Origin of the sequence: Streptomyces sp. NBC_01485 (assembly GCF_036227125.1) — a bacterium.
Lineage (GTDB): Bacteria > Actinomycetota > Actinomycetes > Streptomycetales > Streptomycetaceae > Streptomyces.
On sequence record NZ_CP109435.1, the window covers coordinates 8,062,182 to 8,075,646 of the forward strand.

Below are 13,465 nucleotides of genomic sequence, written 5' to 3' on the forward strand. Positions count from 1 at the left end.
TGTGACTCCTTCGGGATAGTGTGCGCCGGTGACCACGCATTCGAACACACCTTCAGGTTGGTACGCCGATCCGCACGGGGCGGCCCAGACCCTGCGCTACTGGGACGGCGCCCAGTGGACCGAGCACACGCACGCCGACGGCAAGGGGCAGGCGCCGCCGCAGGTGCCGCAGCAGGCCGGGCCGGACGGGCGGGTCCAGCAGCAGGTGCAGCAGCAGGCCGGGGTCGCACCGAGCGGCCCCGGCGGCGGCACCCTGTTCAGCGAGCCCGTGCTGGTGGTGAACCAGAAGGCCAAGCTCATAGAGCTGACCAACGAGTACAAGGTCATGGACCAGCAGGGCAACCAGCTCGGCTCGGTCGTCCAGGTCGGGCAGAGCACGCTGCGCAAGATCCTGCGCTTCGTCGCCAGCTTCGATCAGTACCTGACGCACCGGCTGGAGATCCGCGACACCCACGGACAGCCGGTGCTGCTGCTGACCCGGCCCGCGAAGATCTTCAAGTCGAGGGTCATCGTGACGCGCCCCGACGGGCAGCCGGTCGGTGAGATCGTCCAGCAGAACATGATCGGGAAGATCAACTTCGCCATCGAGGCAGGCGGCCAGAAGGTCGGCGCGATCAAGGCGGAGAACTGGCGCGCCTGGAACTTCTCGATCGTCGACCACGCGGACAACGAGGTCGCCCGGATCACCAAGACCTGGGAGGGCCTCGCCAAGACGATGTTCACCAGCGCGGACAACTACGTCCTGCAGATCCACTACCAACTGCCCGAACCGCTGCTGAGCCTGGTCGTCGCCACGGCCCTGACCGTGGACACCGCGCTCAAGCAGGACGCGCGCGGTTTGGGCTGATGCCCGCCGTGGAAATGTGACACTTCCCAGGGGAAGTGTCACATTTCCACGGCGACTACGAGCGACTACAGCGGGGTGAGCTGCTCGGGCCGCCCGGTCGTCGGCCGGGGCAGCAGCGCCGGTTCGGCCGACGCCGTCTCCGGCCGCAGGGCCAGCACCGCCGCCACGGGGTGCTCCTCGTCGTCGACGGCATCGGGTTCCGGCGCGGCCCGCGACAGCAGCACCACGCCCCGCCCCGCGAGCCCCGCCCCCGCCAGCGCGAGGAGCACGCCCGCGGCCCCGCCCTGGAGACGTTCGCCCAGGAGCACGAGGCCGATCGCGGCGGCGGCCACCGGGTTGGCCAGGGTCACCATCGCCAGCGGGGCGCCGAGGCCGCCCCGGTAGGCGGTCTGCGACAGCAGCAGCCCGCCCGCCGCGAACGCCGCGACCAGCAGCGCCACCCCGATCACCTGCGCACTGAGCAGCGGCCCCGAACGGTCCGTCGCGGCCACGGTCACCGTCTGGGTGAGCGCCGAGGCCACCCCGGAGGCGAAGCCGGACGCCGTCGCGTGCCGCAGCCCGGGCTTGGCGCCGCGCCGGGCCAGCAGCCCGATCAGCGCCGCCGTCGCCCCGGCCACCGCCACCGCCTCCGGCAGGCTCAGGACGTCCTCGGGAGCCGGCCCCGAGGCCGTGACCAGGATCGCGGCCAGGCCGGCCAGGGTGAGAGCGGTGCCCCGCCACTCGGCGGCGCCCACCCGGCGCCCAGCGACCCGCGCGCCCATCGGCACCGCCGCGACCAGTGTGAGCGCCCCGAGCGGCTGCACCACGGTGAGCGGACCGTACTTCAGGGCGACCACGTGCAGCAGCGCGGCGGCGGCGTTCAGCGCCACCGAACACCACCAGGCGCCGTTGCCGAGCAGCCGCACCAGGCCCGTGCCGGGATGCCGGGAGGCCAGCCGCTCCTGGGCGACGGCGGCGGCCGCGTAGGCGACGGCCGAGAAGAGGGACAGGACGACGGCGACAAGGGTCGCGTTCATCGGCCCGCCCCCACTTCTACAGGCTCGGTACGGGCGTTCATCCCCCGGCCCCTTCGCTGACTGTGGTGCGTCTGATCGATCGATACGATTGCGTACCGATACGCCAGTGTACCGATACGCGCTCGTATCGGTACACTGGCGTATCGATTGACTTACGCCACACTGGAAGCGGGCACGGAAGACGGAGAGGGAGAGACGATGACGTCGCAGGCCGCGGAGGGACCGGAGCCGGTCGCCGCAACGCGCCGCTCCAAGATCACGCCCGAGCGTGAGCGGGAGTTCTTCGACGCCGTCCTCGAGCAGATCCGCGAGTGCGGATACGAAGCGGTCACCATGGAGGGCGTCGCCGCCAGCACCCGCTGCAGCAAGTCCACGCTCTACCGGCAGTGGAAGACCAAGCCCCAGTTCGTCGTGGCCGCGCTGCGCTCGCGCCGCACGGTGCGGCTCGCCGGCATCGACACCGGTTCACTCGCCGACGACCTGCGCGCGGCCGCGCGGGCCGCGGGCCGCTGGTCGTCGAACGACAGCAAGCTGATGCAGGCCCTCGGCCACGCCGTGACCGGGGACGAGGACCTCGCGCGGGCGCTGCGCGAGGCGCTGATCGACCCGGAGATCGAGGCGCTGCGGGACATCCTGCGGCGCGGGGTCGAGCGCGGGGAGATCCCCGCCGGCCATCCCGCGCTGGAGTACGTCCCGGCGCAGTTGTTCGGCGTGGTCCGCGCCCGGCCGGTCGTCGACGGGCAGTACGCCGACCCGGACTACCTGGTCCGCTTCATGGAGGCCGCCGTCCTGCCCGCCCTCGGACTCGGTACGACGTCACGGTCGTCGTCGTCGCCGTCGCCGTAGAAGACCCAGGCCGCCGTTCCCGGGATGACGGAACGACGGCCTGCTCGCGCCGCACCGTGGGGACGGGGGCGGCGCGCACACCCGGCCGGGTGGGGTGCCCCTTGAACGGGGGGCGCCCCACCCGGCCGTCGTCGTACGGCTCACACGTTCGTGCCGCTGCCGCCGCCCGTCGACACCTTGATACCGGTGGTGATGGTGTCGATGACCGTCAGGCTCTGGTCGGCGTCCACGCCGAAGCGGAGCACCACCAGCCGCTTGGGGTCCGCGGGCGCGGGGAACGCCAGCGACTCGACGACGCCGTCCGCGCCCTTGCTGGTGACCGCCTTCCAGCGCACCAGGTAGCCCTTCTGCCCGGCCACCGTCACCGCCTTCGAGGCGAGCACCTGGTGCGAGGTGATCGCGCCGTACGTCGTACCGCCGTAGGAATCCTCCGCGTTGGCCGATATGTCAGCCTTCGCGACCTGCTCGGCGGTGTCGCCCTTGGTCTCCAGCGCCTCGACGGGCGCCGAGTACACGCCCCCCTTGGTGCAGGTCTTGGAGGTGTCGCCGGGGCACTTGTAGGAGGAGTCGGAGGTCACCTGCGCGCCCACGCTGATCTGCTGGCCGGTCCAGCCGGCCGGGATGGGGATGCTGATCCCGTTGAGCGCGTCGGTCACCGCACCGCTCTTGATCTTCGGCGCCTCGGACTCGTCGGGCGAGGGAGAGGCCCCGCCCGAACCGCCGGAACCGCCCGATCCCCCCGAACCGCCGGAGCCACCGGACCCGCCCGAGCCGCCGCCCGAGCCGCCCTGCCCGCCCGGCCCCTGGGCCGTGCCGCCGCCGCCCGAGCCGTCGTCCTTGGCCAGCGCGTACACGCCGACCCCGATGCTGGCCAGGACCGCGACGGCCGCGGCGACGGCTATGCCCGTCCGCAGCCCGCGCCGCCGGCCCGCGCCCGGCGGAGCCCCGGGGTGTCCCGGATAGCCGGGGTAGTCCGGATATCCCGGGTGCGCCGGATACGCCCCGCCGGCCGGGGTCTGCGCCGGCGGACCCCATACGGCGGCCGTACCCGCGGCGCGGGTCTGGTCCGTCCATGCCTTGCCGTCCCACCAGCGTTCGGTGGTGGGACCGTCACTTGTCTGCCCCGGGTCGGGATACCACCCGGGAGGAGTCACCTGCGTCATGCCCCCACCGTATGAGGCGTCGGTGAAAGCCGGATGAGAGGGCGGGCACTCTTTTGAAATCGGCTCCGACCGACCTACCGCCCGGCTGGCGTGAATTCGACGTCAATTCGACGCGCGTCACTCGCCGTTGACACCAGGAGACCACTTCCGCAGGCCCGCCGGGGCATCCCGGTCCGTTCCCCGTCACCCGTCGAGGCGGTACCTGCCCGGACCGCCCTCCGCTTCGGCCCCGAGGCGGCTACGCTCGAGGTCTGTACGTCGTTCGGGCGACTTGGGGAGGTAGCGGGATGACGAAGGTCAGGCCGGCGGCGGCCGCCTCGGCTTCCCTGTGGGAGCGCGAGGCGGAGGTCGCCACCATCGCGGAGGCGGTGGAGACGCTGTGCGCCGACCGGTCTTCCTCGGGTCATCTGTTAGTGCTCCGGGGTGAGGCGGGGTTCGGCAAGACCGCACTGTTGGCCGAGACACGCCGTATCGCCGAGGCCCGCGGCTGCACGGTGTGGTCGGCCCGCGGCGGCGAGACACTGCGGTCCGTCCCCTTCAACGTGGTACGGCAACTGCTCCAGCCCGCGCTGCTGTCCCTGCACCCGGAGGAGGTCCGCGAGTACCTCGGCGACTGGTTCGACATCGCGGGCCCCGCCCTCGGTGTGGCGGAACCCGGCGAGGGCCACGCCGACCCGCAGGGCGTGTGCGACGGCCTGGTCGTCGCCGTGACCCGGCTGGCCAGGCGGGACTACCCGCTCGTGATGCTCGTCGACGACGCGCACTGGGCCGACCAGGAGACCCTGCGCTGGCTCGCCGCGTTCGTCGAGCGCCTCGAGGAACTCTCCGTCCTCGTCGTCGTGGCCCGCAGGCCCGGCGAGGTCAAGGGCGACGCCGCCCACCACCTCGACGCCGTCGACGCCGTCGACGAGGCCGCGGGCCGCGCCGTCACCAGCCTCAGCGCCCTGACCCCGGCCGCGGTCGCAGGCCTCACCCGCGCCACCCTCGGCGCGCACGCCGACGCCGCGTTCTGCCGCGAGGTGTGGGCCGTCACCGACGGCAACCCCTACGAGACCGTCGAACTCCTCGCCAAGGTCCGCGACAGCGAACTGCGGCCGAGCGAGTCCTCGGCCGCCGAACTGCGCCCCCTGAACCGCGCGGCCCGCGGCAACGGCCTCGTCGACCGCCTGGAGAAACTGGGCGTCGAGGCCACCAAGTTCGCCATGGCGGCCGCGATCCTCGGCGCCGACATCTCCGTCGCCCAGGCCGCCCGGCTCGCCGGTCTCGGCCGGGAGGAGGCGGTGCGCTGCGCCGAACTGCTGCGCAACGCCCGCATCCTCACCGAACCCGGCCCCGGGACCGTCCCCCTGGAGGACGGCGACCTGGAGTTCGTCCACCCGCTGATCGCCTCCGCCGTCTACGACTCCATCCCCAGCGGCATGCGCACCGCGATGCACGGCATCGCCGCCCAGGTCGTCACCGACGCCGGCAAGGGCCTCGCGGCAGCCTCCCGGCACCTGCTCCAGGTGCACGAGGAGGGCGACGAGGAACTCGTCGAGCAGTTGCGCGAGGCCGCCCGCGAACACCTCGCGGTCGGCGCCCCGGACGGCGCCCGCCGCTGCCTGGAGCGGGCGCTGCGGGAACCGCCCGACCTCGACGTCCACGCGTACGTGCTCTACGAGCTGGGCTGCGCGACCCTCCTCACCGCCCCCGCCAAGACCATCGACCACCTGCGCACGGCACTCGCCATGCCGGGCCTGGACGGCGCCGAGCGCGTCGACGCCGTGTACCGCCTCTCCCAGGCCCTCCTGCACAACGACCAGTTGGAGGAGGCCGTCCGCACCATCGAGGCGGAGTCCGCCCGGCAGGCACCCGGACCCGCCCGACTGCGGCTGCAGGCCGTGCAGTTCATGTGGGAGGGCGTCCACGCGGGCGAGGCGGCCTCCCCGCGCCGCTCCGAGAAACTCGCCGCGCTCGCCGAGACCTGCACCGGCCGCGACAACGCCGAACGCGCCCTGCTCATCCTGCGCGGCTTCGACGCGGCGACCCACGGCGAGAACGCCGAGGAGGTCGTCGAGTTCTGCGACCGCGCCCTCGTCAACGGCGGCCTCGCCCCCGGGCTCGGCTGGACCGACCAGGAGTGGGGCATGGAGCTGCTGATGATGCTGGCCGGCACCTACGCCTACACCGACCGGCTCGACCGCGCCGACGCCCTCTTCAACGAAGCCCTGCGCGCCTATGTCTCCGCCGGCTGGAGCGGCGGCCACCTCGCCCTGGCCCACGCCTACCTCGGCGTCGGCCTGCGCCGCCGGGGCCGGCTGAAGGAGGCCGAGGAGTCCCTCAGGGAGTCCCTGCGCCTGGCCGAACGCGTCGGCCGCGGCCTGCCCGTGTACTGGTCGGCGACCTGCAACCTCGTCGACACGCTGCTGGTCCGCGGCCATGTCGCCGAGGCCTGGGAGACGGCGCAGCAGTACGGCTTCGTCCCGCCGTACCCGTCGACGATCGTGCTGCCCGAACCCCGTACCGTGCGCGGCCGGCTGCTGCTGGCCGTCGGCCGCGTCAAGGACGGCGTCAACGAGCTGGAGGCGGCCGAGAAGGCCGCCACCGCCCGCGGCCACCTCAATCCGGTGATGGTCCCCTGGGCCGTCGAACTCGCCCGGGCGCTGGCCGTCGAGGACCCGGACCGCGCGAACCGGCTCGCTCTGGAGGCCCGCCGCCAGGCCGAACGCTTCGGCACCGACACCGCGATCGGCGAGGCCCTGCGCTGCGCCGCCGCCCTGGAGACCGGCCAGCGCGCGGTCCGGCTCGCCCAACAGGCGGTCACCTACCTGGAGTCCTCACCCTGCCAGTACGAACACGCCGCCGCCCGCGTCGAGTTCGGCATCCTCTCGCGCTCGGCGTCCGAACTCGGCCGGGGCCTGACACTGGCCCGCTCCTGCGGCGCGGACGGCCTGGTGGACAAGGCGCAACTGGCCCTGCAAGGGCTGGGCGCACCGCAGGTGGGGCTGGTCCCCGGACAGACCCGGAGGTAGCGGCAAGAGGAGCTAGCGGTGACGGCCGAGCCGCCCTCAGCCGGTCCCGTCCTCCTCCGCCAGCACCCGCTGGGCCGTCGCGAACGCCGAGTTCGCCGCCGGGACGCCGCAGTAGACGGCCGTCTGGAGCAGGACGGCGCCGATCTCCTCGGGCATGAGCCCGTTGCGGCGGGCCGCCCGCACGTGCATGGCCAGTTCGTCGTAGTGGCCGTGGGCCACCAGCGCGGTCAGGGTGATCATGCTGCGCTCGCGGCGGCTGAGGGTCGGGTCGGTCCAGATCTCGCCCCAGGCATAGCGCGAGATGAAGTCCTGGTAGCGCGCCGTGAACGCGTCCTGCCCGGCCTGTGCCCGGTCCACGTGCGCGTTCCCGAGCACCTCGCGGCGCACTTCCATGCCCCGCTTCGCCCCGCCGTCGAGATGGGCGCGCAGCACGGTCAGCACGGCCTCGGGACACTGGGCGGGCGCGAGGTGCGAGGCACCCGGAAGCTCGACCAGCGCCGCGTCCGGCACCGCGTCGGCGATCTCCCGCAGATGCGAGGGCGGCGTCGCCGGATCGTGCCGCCCGGCGATCAGCAGCGTCCGTACGGTGATCTCCGGCAGCCGCTCCCGCAGGTCGAACGCGCCCAGCGCGTCACAGCACGCGGCGTAGGCCGCCGGGTCGGCGTCGCGGTGGTCGGCGATCAGCTCCGGCACCGTGAACCCGGGCGTGAACCAACGGGCGTTCGCGTTCTCGGCGAGCCCCGCCAGCCCCTCCCGGCGCACCAGCGCGGCCCGTTCTTCCCACGGCTTCGTCCCGTTGAAGTGGGACGAGGAGCAGATCATCGCCAGCGACGAGACCCGCTCGGGGTGGTGCAGCGCCAGGTGCAGGCCCACCGCGCCGCCCAGGGACACGCCCGCGTACGCGAACCGCTCCAGGCCCAGGGAGTCGGCGAGCGCCAGCACCAGGCCCGCGATGTCGCCGATGGTGGCCCCGGGACCGATCAGGTCGGCCGCCGAACCCCCGTGCCCCGGCAGGTCCCAGCGGACCACCCGGTGCGTGCTGGACAGTTCCGGCGCGACCTTGTCCCACAGGGCGTACGAGGTGCCCAGCGAGGGGCCGAGCAGCAGCGGGGGAGCGGAAGTCGGCCCCTCGGCTCGGTGGTTGAGCAGCTTCTCGGTCAACGTCGCTCCAGCGCACGGTCGGTGAGGGCTCCGGCGGAGCCCGTGTAGCGGGCGGGGTCGGTGAGGTCGTCGAGGTCCACGACGTCGACGTTCTTCAAGTCCGGCTGCTCGGCCAGGAGTTCGGCCAGCGGACGGTTCTCGGTGTAGGCGCGCCGGGCGAGTTCGGTGAGGAGTTCCCGGGCGCGGGACCGGCCGAGTACGGCGGACAGTTCGGCGGACAGCCGCTCGGAGACGATCAGTCCGTGGGTGAGGCCGAGATGCGCGCGCATAGCGTCCGCGTCCACCCGCAGCCCCTCGGTCAGTTCGGCCGCGTCCCGGGCGGCCCCGCCGGTCAGCCGCAGCAGGTCCCGCAAGGGCTCCCACTCGGCGTGCCAGGCCCCGGCGGGCCGCTCGTCCTCCGCCGCCAGGGATCCGTACAGCGTGGCCGCGAGCTGCGGGGCGCGTCGGGCGGCGGCCGCGATCAGCGTGGACCGTACCGGGTTGGCCTTGTGCGGCATGGCCGAGGAGCCGCCCCCGCTGCCCTCCGCCACCTCGGCGATCTCGGTGCGGGCCAGGGTGAGGACGTCCGCCGCGAGCTTCCCCAGGGCGCCCGCCGTGAAGGCCAGGCAGCCGGCCAGGTCGGCGATCGGCGTCCTCAGGGTGTGCCACGGCAACCGCGGTGCGCGCAGCCCGAGTTCGAGGGCGTACGCGGCGGGCAGCGCGGTCGCGTCGGAGGCTCCGTACGCGGTGAAGGCGGCCAACGTCCCGGCCGCGCCGCCGAGTTGGGCGGGCAGCGCGTCCCGTACGGCCGTCACCCGGTCCCGGGCGTCCAGCACCAGCGACCGCCAGCCGGCCGCCTTCAGCCCGAAGGCCGTCGGTACGGCGTGCTGGGTGAGCGTCCGGCCCGGCATCGGTGTGTCGCGGTGCTCGGCGGCGAGCCGGGCCAGCGCGCGCTGGGTGCGGTCGAGGTCGGCCAGGACGAGGCCGAGCGCCCGCACCGCGACCAGCATCGTCGCCGTGTCCATGATGTCCTGGCTGGTCGCGCCCCGGTGGACGTACGGGCCGTACTCCCCGCCGACCGCCTTCGTCAGGTCGGCGACCAGCGGGATCACCGGATTACCGCCGCCACGGGCGCGTTCCGCGAGGGAACGCACGTCGAAGCCGCCGGCGGCCGCCGAGGTGACCGCCGCGCCGGCCCCCGCCGGGGCCAGCCCCAGCGTCTCCTGGGCGCGGGTCAGCGCGGCCTCCGCGTCGAGCAGCGCCCGCAGGTAGGCGCCGTCGCCGGTGGCGGAGGCGGCGGGGGAGCCGGTCCACCCCGGGGAGAGCAGACCGGACTCGGGCTGGGCAACTGTCACTGGAACTCCAGGAAGACCGTCTCGCCTTCGCCCTGAAGGCGGATGTCGAAACGGTAGGCGCCCAGCGGGCCGTCCGCGGCGATCAGCGTGCCGCGCCGCGCCGGGTCCACTCGCGCCAGCAGCGGGTCGGCGGCCAGCGCGGCCTCGTCGCCGGGCAGGTAGATCCGGGTGAACAGGTGGACCAGGAGCCCGCGCGCGAACACGCACACACTCAGGTACGGGGCGCTGCGCCCGCGCGCGCCCGGCCGCAGCGTCCGCGCCGACCAGTGCCCGTTGGCGTCCGTCTGGACGCGCCCCCAGCCCGTGAACTCGACGCCGTTGCGGCCGAGGAAGCCGCCGCTCGACGGATCGCGCCGCATCGAGCCGTCGACCTGCGGCAGATTGCCCTCGGGGTCCGCGCCCCACAGCTCCAGGAACGCGTCGGGCAGCGGGTTGCCCTCACCGTCGTACACATATCCCTGGAGCGTGATCGTGTCCGGGTGGCCGACCGGGGCGATGTCGCCGCCGCCGGGGAACGGCAGGGCGTGGCCGTAGAAGGGGCCGACCGTGTGCGACGGAGTGGGCAGCACGGTCTCCGGACGGCTCGTGTCGATCTTCGTCATGGCTGGTCAGCGCCCTTCTTCGATCCAGGTGGCCTGCGGCCCGTCGAGCACGATGTCCCAGTGGTAGCCCATCGAGAACTCCGGCACCGACAGGCTGTGGTCGTAGGTCGCGACCAGCCGCTGGCGGGCCGCGTCGTCCGTCACCGACTGGATGATCGGGTCGTACGGGAACAGCGGGTCGCTCGGGAAGTACATCTGCGTCACGAGCCGCTGCGTGAACGCCGTGCCGAACAGCGAGAAGTGGATGTGGGCCGGCCGCCAGGCGTTGACGTGCTGACGCCACGGGTAGGGGCCCGGCTGGACGGTGGTGAACCGGTAGAAACCGCTGTCGTCGGTCAGGGTGCGGCCGACGCCCGTGAAGTTCGGGTCCAGCGGGGCGTCGTGCTGCTCGCGCTGATGTGAGTAGCGGCCGGCCGAGTTGGCCTGCCAGATCTCGACGAGCTGACCGCGCAGCGGACGCCCGTCGCGGTCCAGCAACCGGCCGGACACCGTGATCCGTTCGCCGATCGGCTCGCCGTCGTGCTGGCGGGTGAGGTCGTTGTCGATCTCGGTGATGTCCCGCTCGCCGAAGGCGGGGGAGGCTAGCTCCACCAGCTCCGGGTCCTTGCTGACGTCGATCGCGACCGGCGGCTGCCGCGGGTGGCGCAGCACGGAGGACCGGTACGGCGCGTAGTCGCGGCGCGGCTGGTGCTCGACGGGCGCGCCGTCGGCGAGCCGCTTCTCGTACGCGGCGTGCTCGGCCGCGATCTCCTGGTCGATGTCGGCTTGCGTGAGAGGCATGGTGATTCCTGGGTGTCTTATCGTTCGACTCATCGTTCGAGGACGAGGGCGAGGCCCTGGCCCACACCGATGCAGAGGGTGGCGACGCCGACGCCGCCGCCCCGCCGGGCGAGCTGGTGGGCGACCGTGCCGGCGAGCCGGGCTCCGGAGGCGCCGAGCGGGTGACCGAGGGCGATCGCGCCGCCCTGCGGGTTGAGGACCGCCGGGTCGAACTCGGGCCACTCGGCCACACAGCCGAGCACCTGGGCGGCGAACGCCTCGTTCAGTTCGAGAACTGACAGGTCGTCAAATCCCTTGCCCGCCTTGGCGAGTGCGCGGTTGACGGCCTCGACGGGGGCGAGCCCGAAGTAGTGCGGGTCGATCGCCGACACCCCGCTGGCCCCGACGCGGGCGAGCGGCTCGCGCCCGGTGGCCTTCAACCCCTCCTCGTCCACGAGGAGCAGCGCGGCGGCGCCGTCGTTCAGCGGCGACGCGTTGCCCGCCGTCACCGTCCCGTCCTCGCTCCGGAACGACGGCTTGAGCCGCGCCATCGCCTCCAGCGAGGCGTCCGGCCGTACGCACTCGTCGGCGCCGAACACGACCGGGTCGCCCTTGCGGCGCGGGATCGACACGGGCGCGAGCTCGGCGTCGAACAGACCCGCCTCCTGGGCGGCGGCGGCCTTGAGGTGACTGGACAGCGCGAACTCGTCCTGCTGTACACGGCTGATCTTGTGCTTGTCGGCGATGAGTTCGGCGGACTCGCCCAGCGGGATCGTCCACTGGGGGTCCATCCCCGGGTTGACCATCCGCCAGCCCAGCGTGGTCGAGTACAGCTCGGCGGGCCCGGCCGGGAACGCCCGGTCCGACTTCGGCAGCACATACGGTGCGCGGGTCATCGACTCGACACCACCGGCGACGGCGACGGAAGCGTCGCCGACCGCGATGGCGCGGGCCGCCTGGATGACCGCCTCCAGACCGGAGGCGCACAGCCGGTTGACGGTGACCCCCGGCACGGAGGTGGGCAGCCCCGCCAGCAGCGCGCCCATCCGGCCGACGTTGCGGTTCTCCTCGCCGGCCCCGTTGGCGTTGCCGAAGTACACGTCCTCGACCCGCGAGGGGTCCAACGCGGGCGTACGGGCGAGGAGTTCACGGATGGCGTGCGCGGCGAGGTCGTCCGGGCGCACCGAGGCCAGCGCGCCGTTGTAGCGGCCGATCGGGGTGCGGACGGCGTCGACGACGTACACGGTCCTGAGCCCGTTGCTCATGACTGGACCTCCTCGGCGACGCGGACCTTGGCTGCGGTCTTCGCCACGATCTCCTCGACGGTGACGCCCGGCGCGGTCTCCACCAGCAGCAGACCCTCCTCGGTGACGTCGAGGACTCCGAGGTCGGTGATGATCCGGTTCACGCACGCCTTCCCGGTCAGCGGCAGCGCGCAGTCGGTGAGGATCTTGGGGCTGCCGTCCTTGGCGGTGTGGGTCATGACGACGATGACCGTACGGGCGCCGTGCACCAGGTCCATCGCCCCGCCGATCCCGGTGATCAGCTTGCCGGGGATCGCCCAGTTCGCCAGGTCGCCGCGCTCGGAGACCTGCATCGCGCCGAGCACGGCGACGTCGATGTGACCGCCGCGGATCATGCCGAAGGAGAGCGCCGAGTCGAAGAAGGACGCGCCCGGCAGGACCGTCACGGTCTCCTTGCCGGCGTTGATCAGGTCCGGGTCGACGGCGTCCTCGGTGGGGTAGGGGCCGGTGCCCAGGATGCCGTTCTCGCTCTCCAGCACCACTTCGACGTCGGAGGGGAGGTAGTTGGGGATGAGCGTCGGCAGCCCGATGCCCAGGTTGACGTACTGACCGTCCTGAAGCTCGCGCGCGGCGCGGGCGGCCATCTCCTCGCGTGTCCAGCCCATCACTCGCTCACCGTTCCCTCGGTCGCCGTTCCCTCGGTCGTCGCGGCGGAGACCGTCCGCTGCTCGATCTTCTTGTCCGCCGCCTGCCGCGGGGTCAGCGCGATCACGCGCTGCACGAAGATGCCCGGCAGATGCACCGCGTCCGGGTCGATCTCGCCGGGCTCGACCAGCTCCTCCACCTCGGCGATCGTGATCCTCCCGGCCATCGCGGAGAGGGGGTTGAAGTTCCGGGACGACTTGTTGAAGACCAGGTTGCCGTGCCGGTCGCCCTTCGCCGCCCTGACCAGCGCGAAGTCGGTGCGGATACCGTGCTCAAGCACATACTCCACGCCGTCGAACTCCCGGACCTCCTTCGGCGGCGAGGCCAGCGCGACGCCGCCCTCACCGTCGTAACGCCACGGCAGCCCGCCCTCGGCGACCTGCGTGCCGACGCCCGCGGGGGTGTAGAAGGCGGGGATGCCGGCGCCGCCTGCCCGCAGCCGCTCGGCCAGCGTGCCCTGCGGGATCATCTCGACCTCGAGCTCACCGCCCAGGTACTGGCGGGCGAACTCCTTGTTCGCGCCGATGTAGGAACCGGTCACGCGGGCGATCCGCCCGGCGGCGAGCAGGACCGCGAGGCCCGACTCCATCGCCCCGCAGTTGTTGGAGACGACGCCGAGACCGCTCACCCCCCGCTCGTAGAGAGCCTGGATCAGCACGTTCGGCACACCGCTCAGTCCGAAGCCGCCGACGGCGAGCGTGGCGCCGTCGGGCACATCGGCCACCGCCTCGGCGGCGGTGAGGACCACTTTGTCCATCGGGGAAGCTCCATCTCGTC

The 13,465-nt window shown here is 73.0% G+C and carries 12 protein-coding genes; 3 read left to right on the forward strand and 9 right to left on the reverse strand.

Annotated features, from left to right (window positions below; genetic code table 11):
- Nucleotides 1-28 precede the first annotated feature (28 nt).
- The gene (locus OG352_RS35530) at nucleotides 29-847 is read left to right on the forward strand and encodes a phospholipid scramblase-related protein (protein WP_329222564.1); all 819 of its coding nucleotides are present in this window, start codon (nucleotides 29-31) and stop codon (nucleotides 845-847) included.
- Between the two features lie 65 nt (nucleotides 848-912).
- Here OG352_RS35530 and OG352_RS35535 read toward each other — a convergent pair whose 3' ends face one another.
- Nucleotides 913-1,863 (reverse strand): hypothetical protein, encoded by a 951-nt coding sequence (locus OG352_RS35535; RefSeq protein WP_329222565.1) that lies wholly within the window; start codon nucleotides 1,861-1,863, stop codon nucleotides 913-915.
- A 198-nt stretch (nucleotides 1,864-2,061) separates the two neighbouring features.
- On the opposite strand from OG352_RS35535, the gene OG352_RS35540 reads away from it, so the two are divergent.
- A complete protein-coding gene (locus tag OG352_RS35540; protein WP_329222566.1) occupies nucleotides 2,062-2,709 on the forward strand; it encodes a TetR/AcrR family transcriptional regulator in 648 nt (215 codons plus the stop codon).
- 140 nt (nucleotides 2,710-2,849) lie between these two features.
- Here OG352_RS35540 and OG352_RS35545 read toward each other — a convergent pair whose 3' ends face one another.
- On the reverse strand, nucleotides 2,850-3,872 hold the full coding sequence (locus OG352_RS35545) for a DUF2510 domain-containing protein (RefSeq protein ID WP_329222568.1): 1,023 nt from the start codon (nucleotides 3,870-3,872) through the stop codon (nucleotides 2,850-2,852).
- 287 nt (nucleotides 3,873-4,159) lie between these two features.
- On the opposite strand from OG352_RS35545, the gene OG352_RS35550 reads away from it, so the two are divergent.
- Nucleotides 4,160-6,883: an ATP-binding protein gene (locus tag OG352_RS35550; protein WP_329222569.1), complete on the forward strand. Its 2,724-nt coding sequence runs from the start codon at nucleotides 4,160-4,162 to the stop codon at nucleotides 6,881-6,883.
- Nucleotides 6,884-6,919: 36 nt separating this feature from the next.
- Here the strand turns inward: OG352_RS35550 and pcaDC are convergent, their stop codons facing one another.
- From pcaDC to OG352_RS35585, 7 genes are read right to left on the reverse strand one after another with little or no spacing between them, the layout of a single operon-like run.
- Nucleotides 6,920-8,044, reverse strand: a complete 1,125-nt coding sequence (gene pcaDC / locus OG352_RS35555; protein ID WP_329222570.1) for a bifunctional 3-oxoadipate enol-lactonase/4-carboxymuconolactone decarboxylase PcaDC — start codon at nucleotides 8,042-8,044, stop codon at nucleotides 6,920-6,922.
- Entirely contained in the window at nucleotides 8,041-9,378 is a 1,338-nt protein-coding gene (gene pcaB / locus OG352_RS35560; RefSeq protein ID WP_329222571.1) for a 3-carboxy-cis,cis-muconate cycloisomerase, read from the reverse strand. The genes pcaDC and pcaB overlap by 4 nt, the downstream gene beginning before the upstream one ends.
- Nucleotides 9,375-9,980, reverse strand: a complete 606-nt coding sequence (pcaG, locus tag OG352_RS35565) for a protocatechuate 3,4-dioxygenase subunit alpha (RefSeq protein WP_329222572.1) — start codon at nucleotides 9,978-9,980, stop codon at nucleotides 9,375-9,377. Before pcaG ends, pcaB begins: the two co-directional genes overlap by 4 nt.
- A gap of 6 nt (nucleotides 9,981-9,986) precedes the next feature.
- Nucleotides 9,987-10,760: a protocatechuate 3,4-dioxygenase subunit beta gene (gene pcaH / locus OG352_RS35570; protein ID WP_329222573.1), complete on the reverse strand. Its 774-nt coding sequence runs from the start codon at nucleotides 10,758-10,760 to the stop codon at nucleotides 9,987-9,989.
- Between the two features lie 29 nt (nucleotides 10,761-10,789).
- On the reverse strand, nucleotides 10,790-12,004 hold the full coding sequence (locus OG352_RS35575) for a thiolase family protein (RefSeq protein WP_329222574.1): 1,215 nt from the start codon (nucleotides 12,002-12,004) through the stop codon (nucleotides 10,790-10,792).
- Nucleotides 12,001-12,648, reverse strand: coding sequence for a CoA transferase subunit B (locus OG352_RS35580; protein ID WP_329222575.1), 648 nt, complete (start codon nucleotides 12,646-12,648; stop codon nucleotides 12,001-12,003). Before OG352_RS35580 ends, OG352_RS35575 begins: the two co-directional genes overlap by 4 nt.
- Nucleotides 12,648-13,445: a CoA transferase subunit A gene (locus OG352_RS35585; protein WP_329222576.1), complete on the reverse strand. Its 798-nt coding sequence runs from the start codon at nucleotides 13,443-13,445 to the stop codon at nucleotides 12,648-12,650. Before OG352_RS35585 ends, OG352_RS35580 begins: the two co-directional genes overlap by 1 nt.
- Nucleotides 13,446-13,465: the final 20 nt, after the last annotated feature.

Bases quoted from the DNA above. Each gene is read 5' to 3' on its own strand.
- OG352_RS35535 (WP_329222565.1), bottom strand. From the start codon at position 1,863: ATGAACGCGACCCTTGTCGCCGTCGTCCTGTCCCTCTTCTCGGCCGTC.
- OG352_RS35540 (WP_329222566.1), top strand. From the start codon at position 2,062: ATGACGTCGCAGGCCGCGGAGGGACCGGAGCCGGTCGCCGCAACGCGC.
- OG352_RS35545 (WP_329222568.1), bottom strand. From the start codon at position 3,872: ATGACGCAGGTGACTCCTCCCGGGTGGTATCCCGACCCGGGGCAGACA.
- OG352_RS35550 (WP_329222569.1), top strand. From the start codon at position 4,160: ATGACGAAGGTCAGGCCGGCGGCGGCCGCCTCGGCTTCCCTGTGGGAG.
- pcaG (WP_329222572.1), bottom strand. From the start codon at position 9,980: ATGACGAAGATCGACACGAGCCGTCCGGAGACCGTGCTGCCCACTCCG.
- pcaH (WP_329222573.1), bottom strand. From the start codon at position 10,760: ATGCCTCTCACGCAAGCCGACATCGACCAGGAGATCGCGGCCGAGCAC.
- OG352_RS35575 (WP_329222574.1), bottom strand. From the start codon at position 12,004: ATGAGCAACGGGCTCAGGACCGTGTACGTCGTCGACGCCGTCCGCACC.
- OG352_RS35580 (WP_329222575.1), bottom strand. From the start codon at position 12,648: ATGGGCTGGACACGCGAGGAGATGGCCGCCCGCGCCGCGCGCGAGCTT.
- OG352_RS35585 (WP_329222576.1), bottom strand. From the start codon at position 13,445: ATGGACAAAGTGGTCCTCACCGCCGCCGAGGCGGTGGCCGATGTGCCC.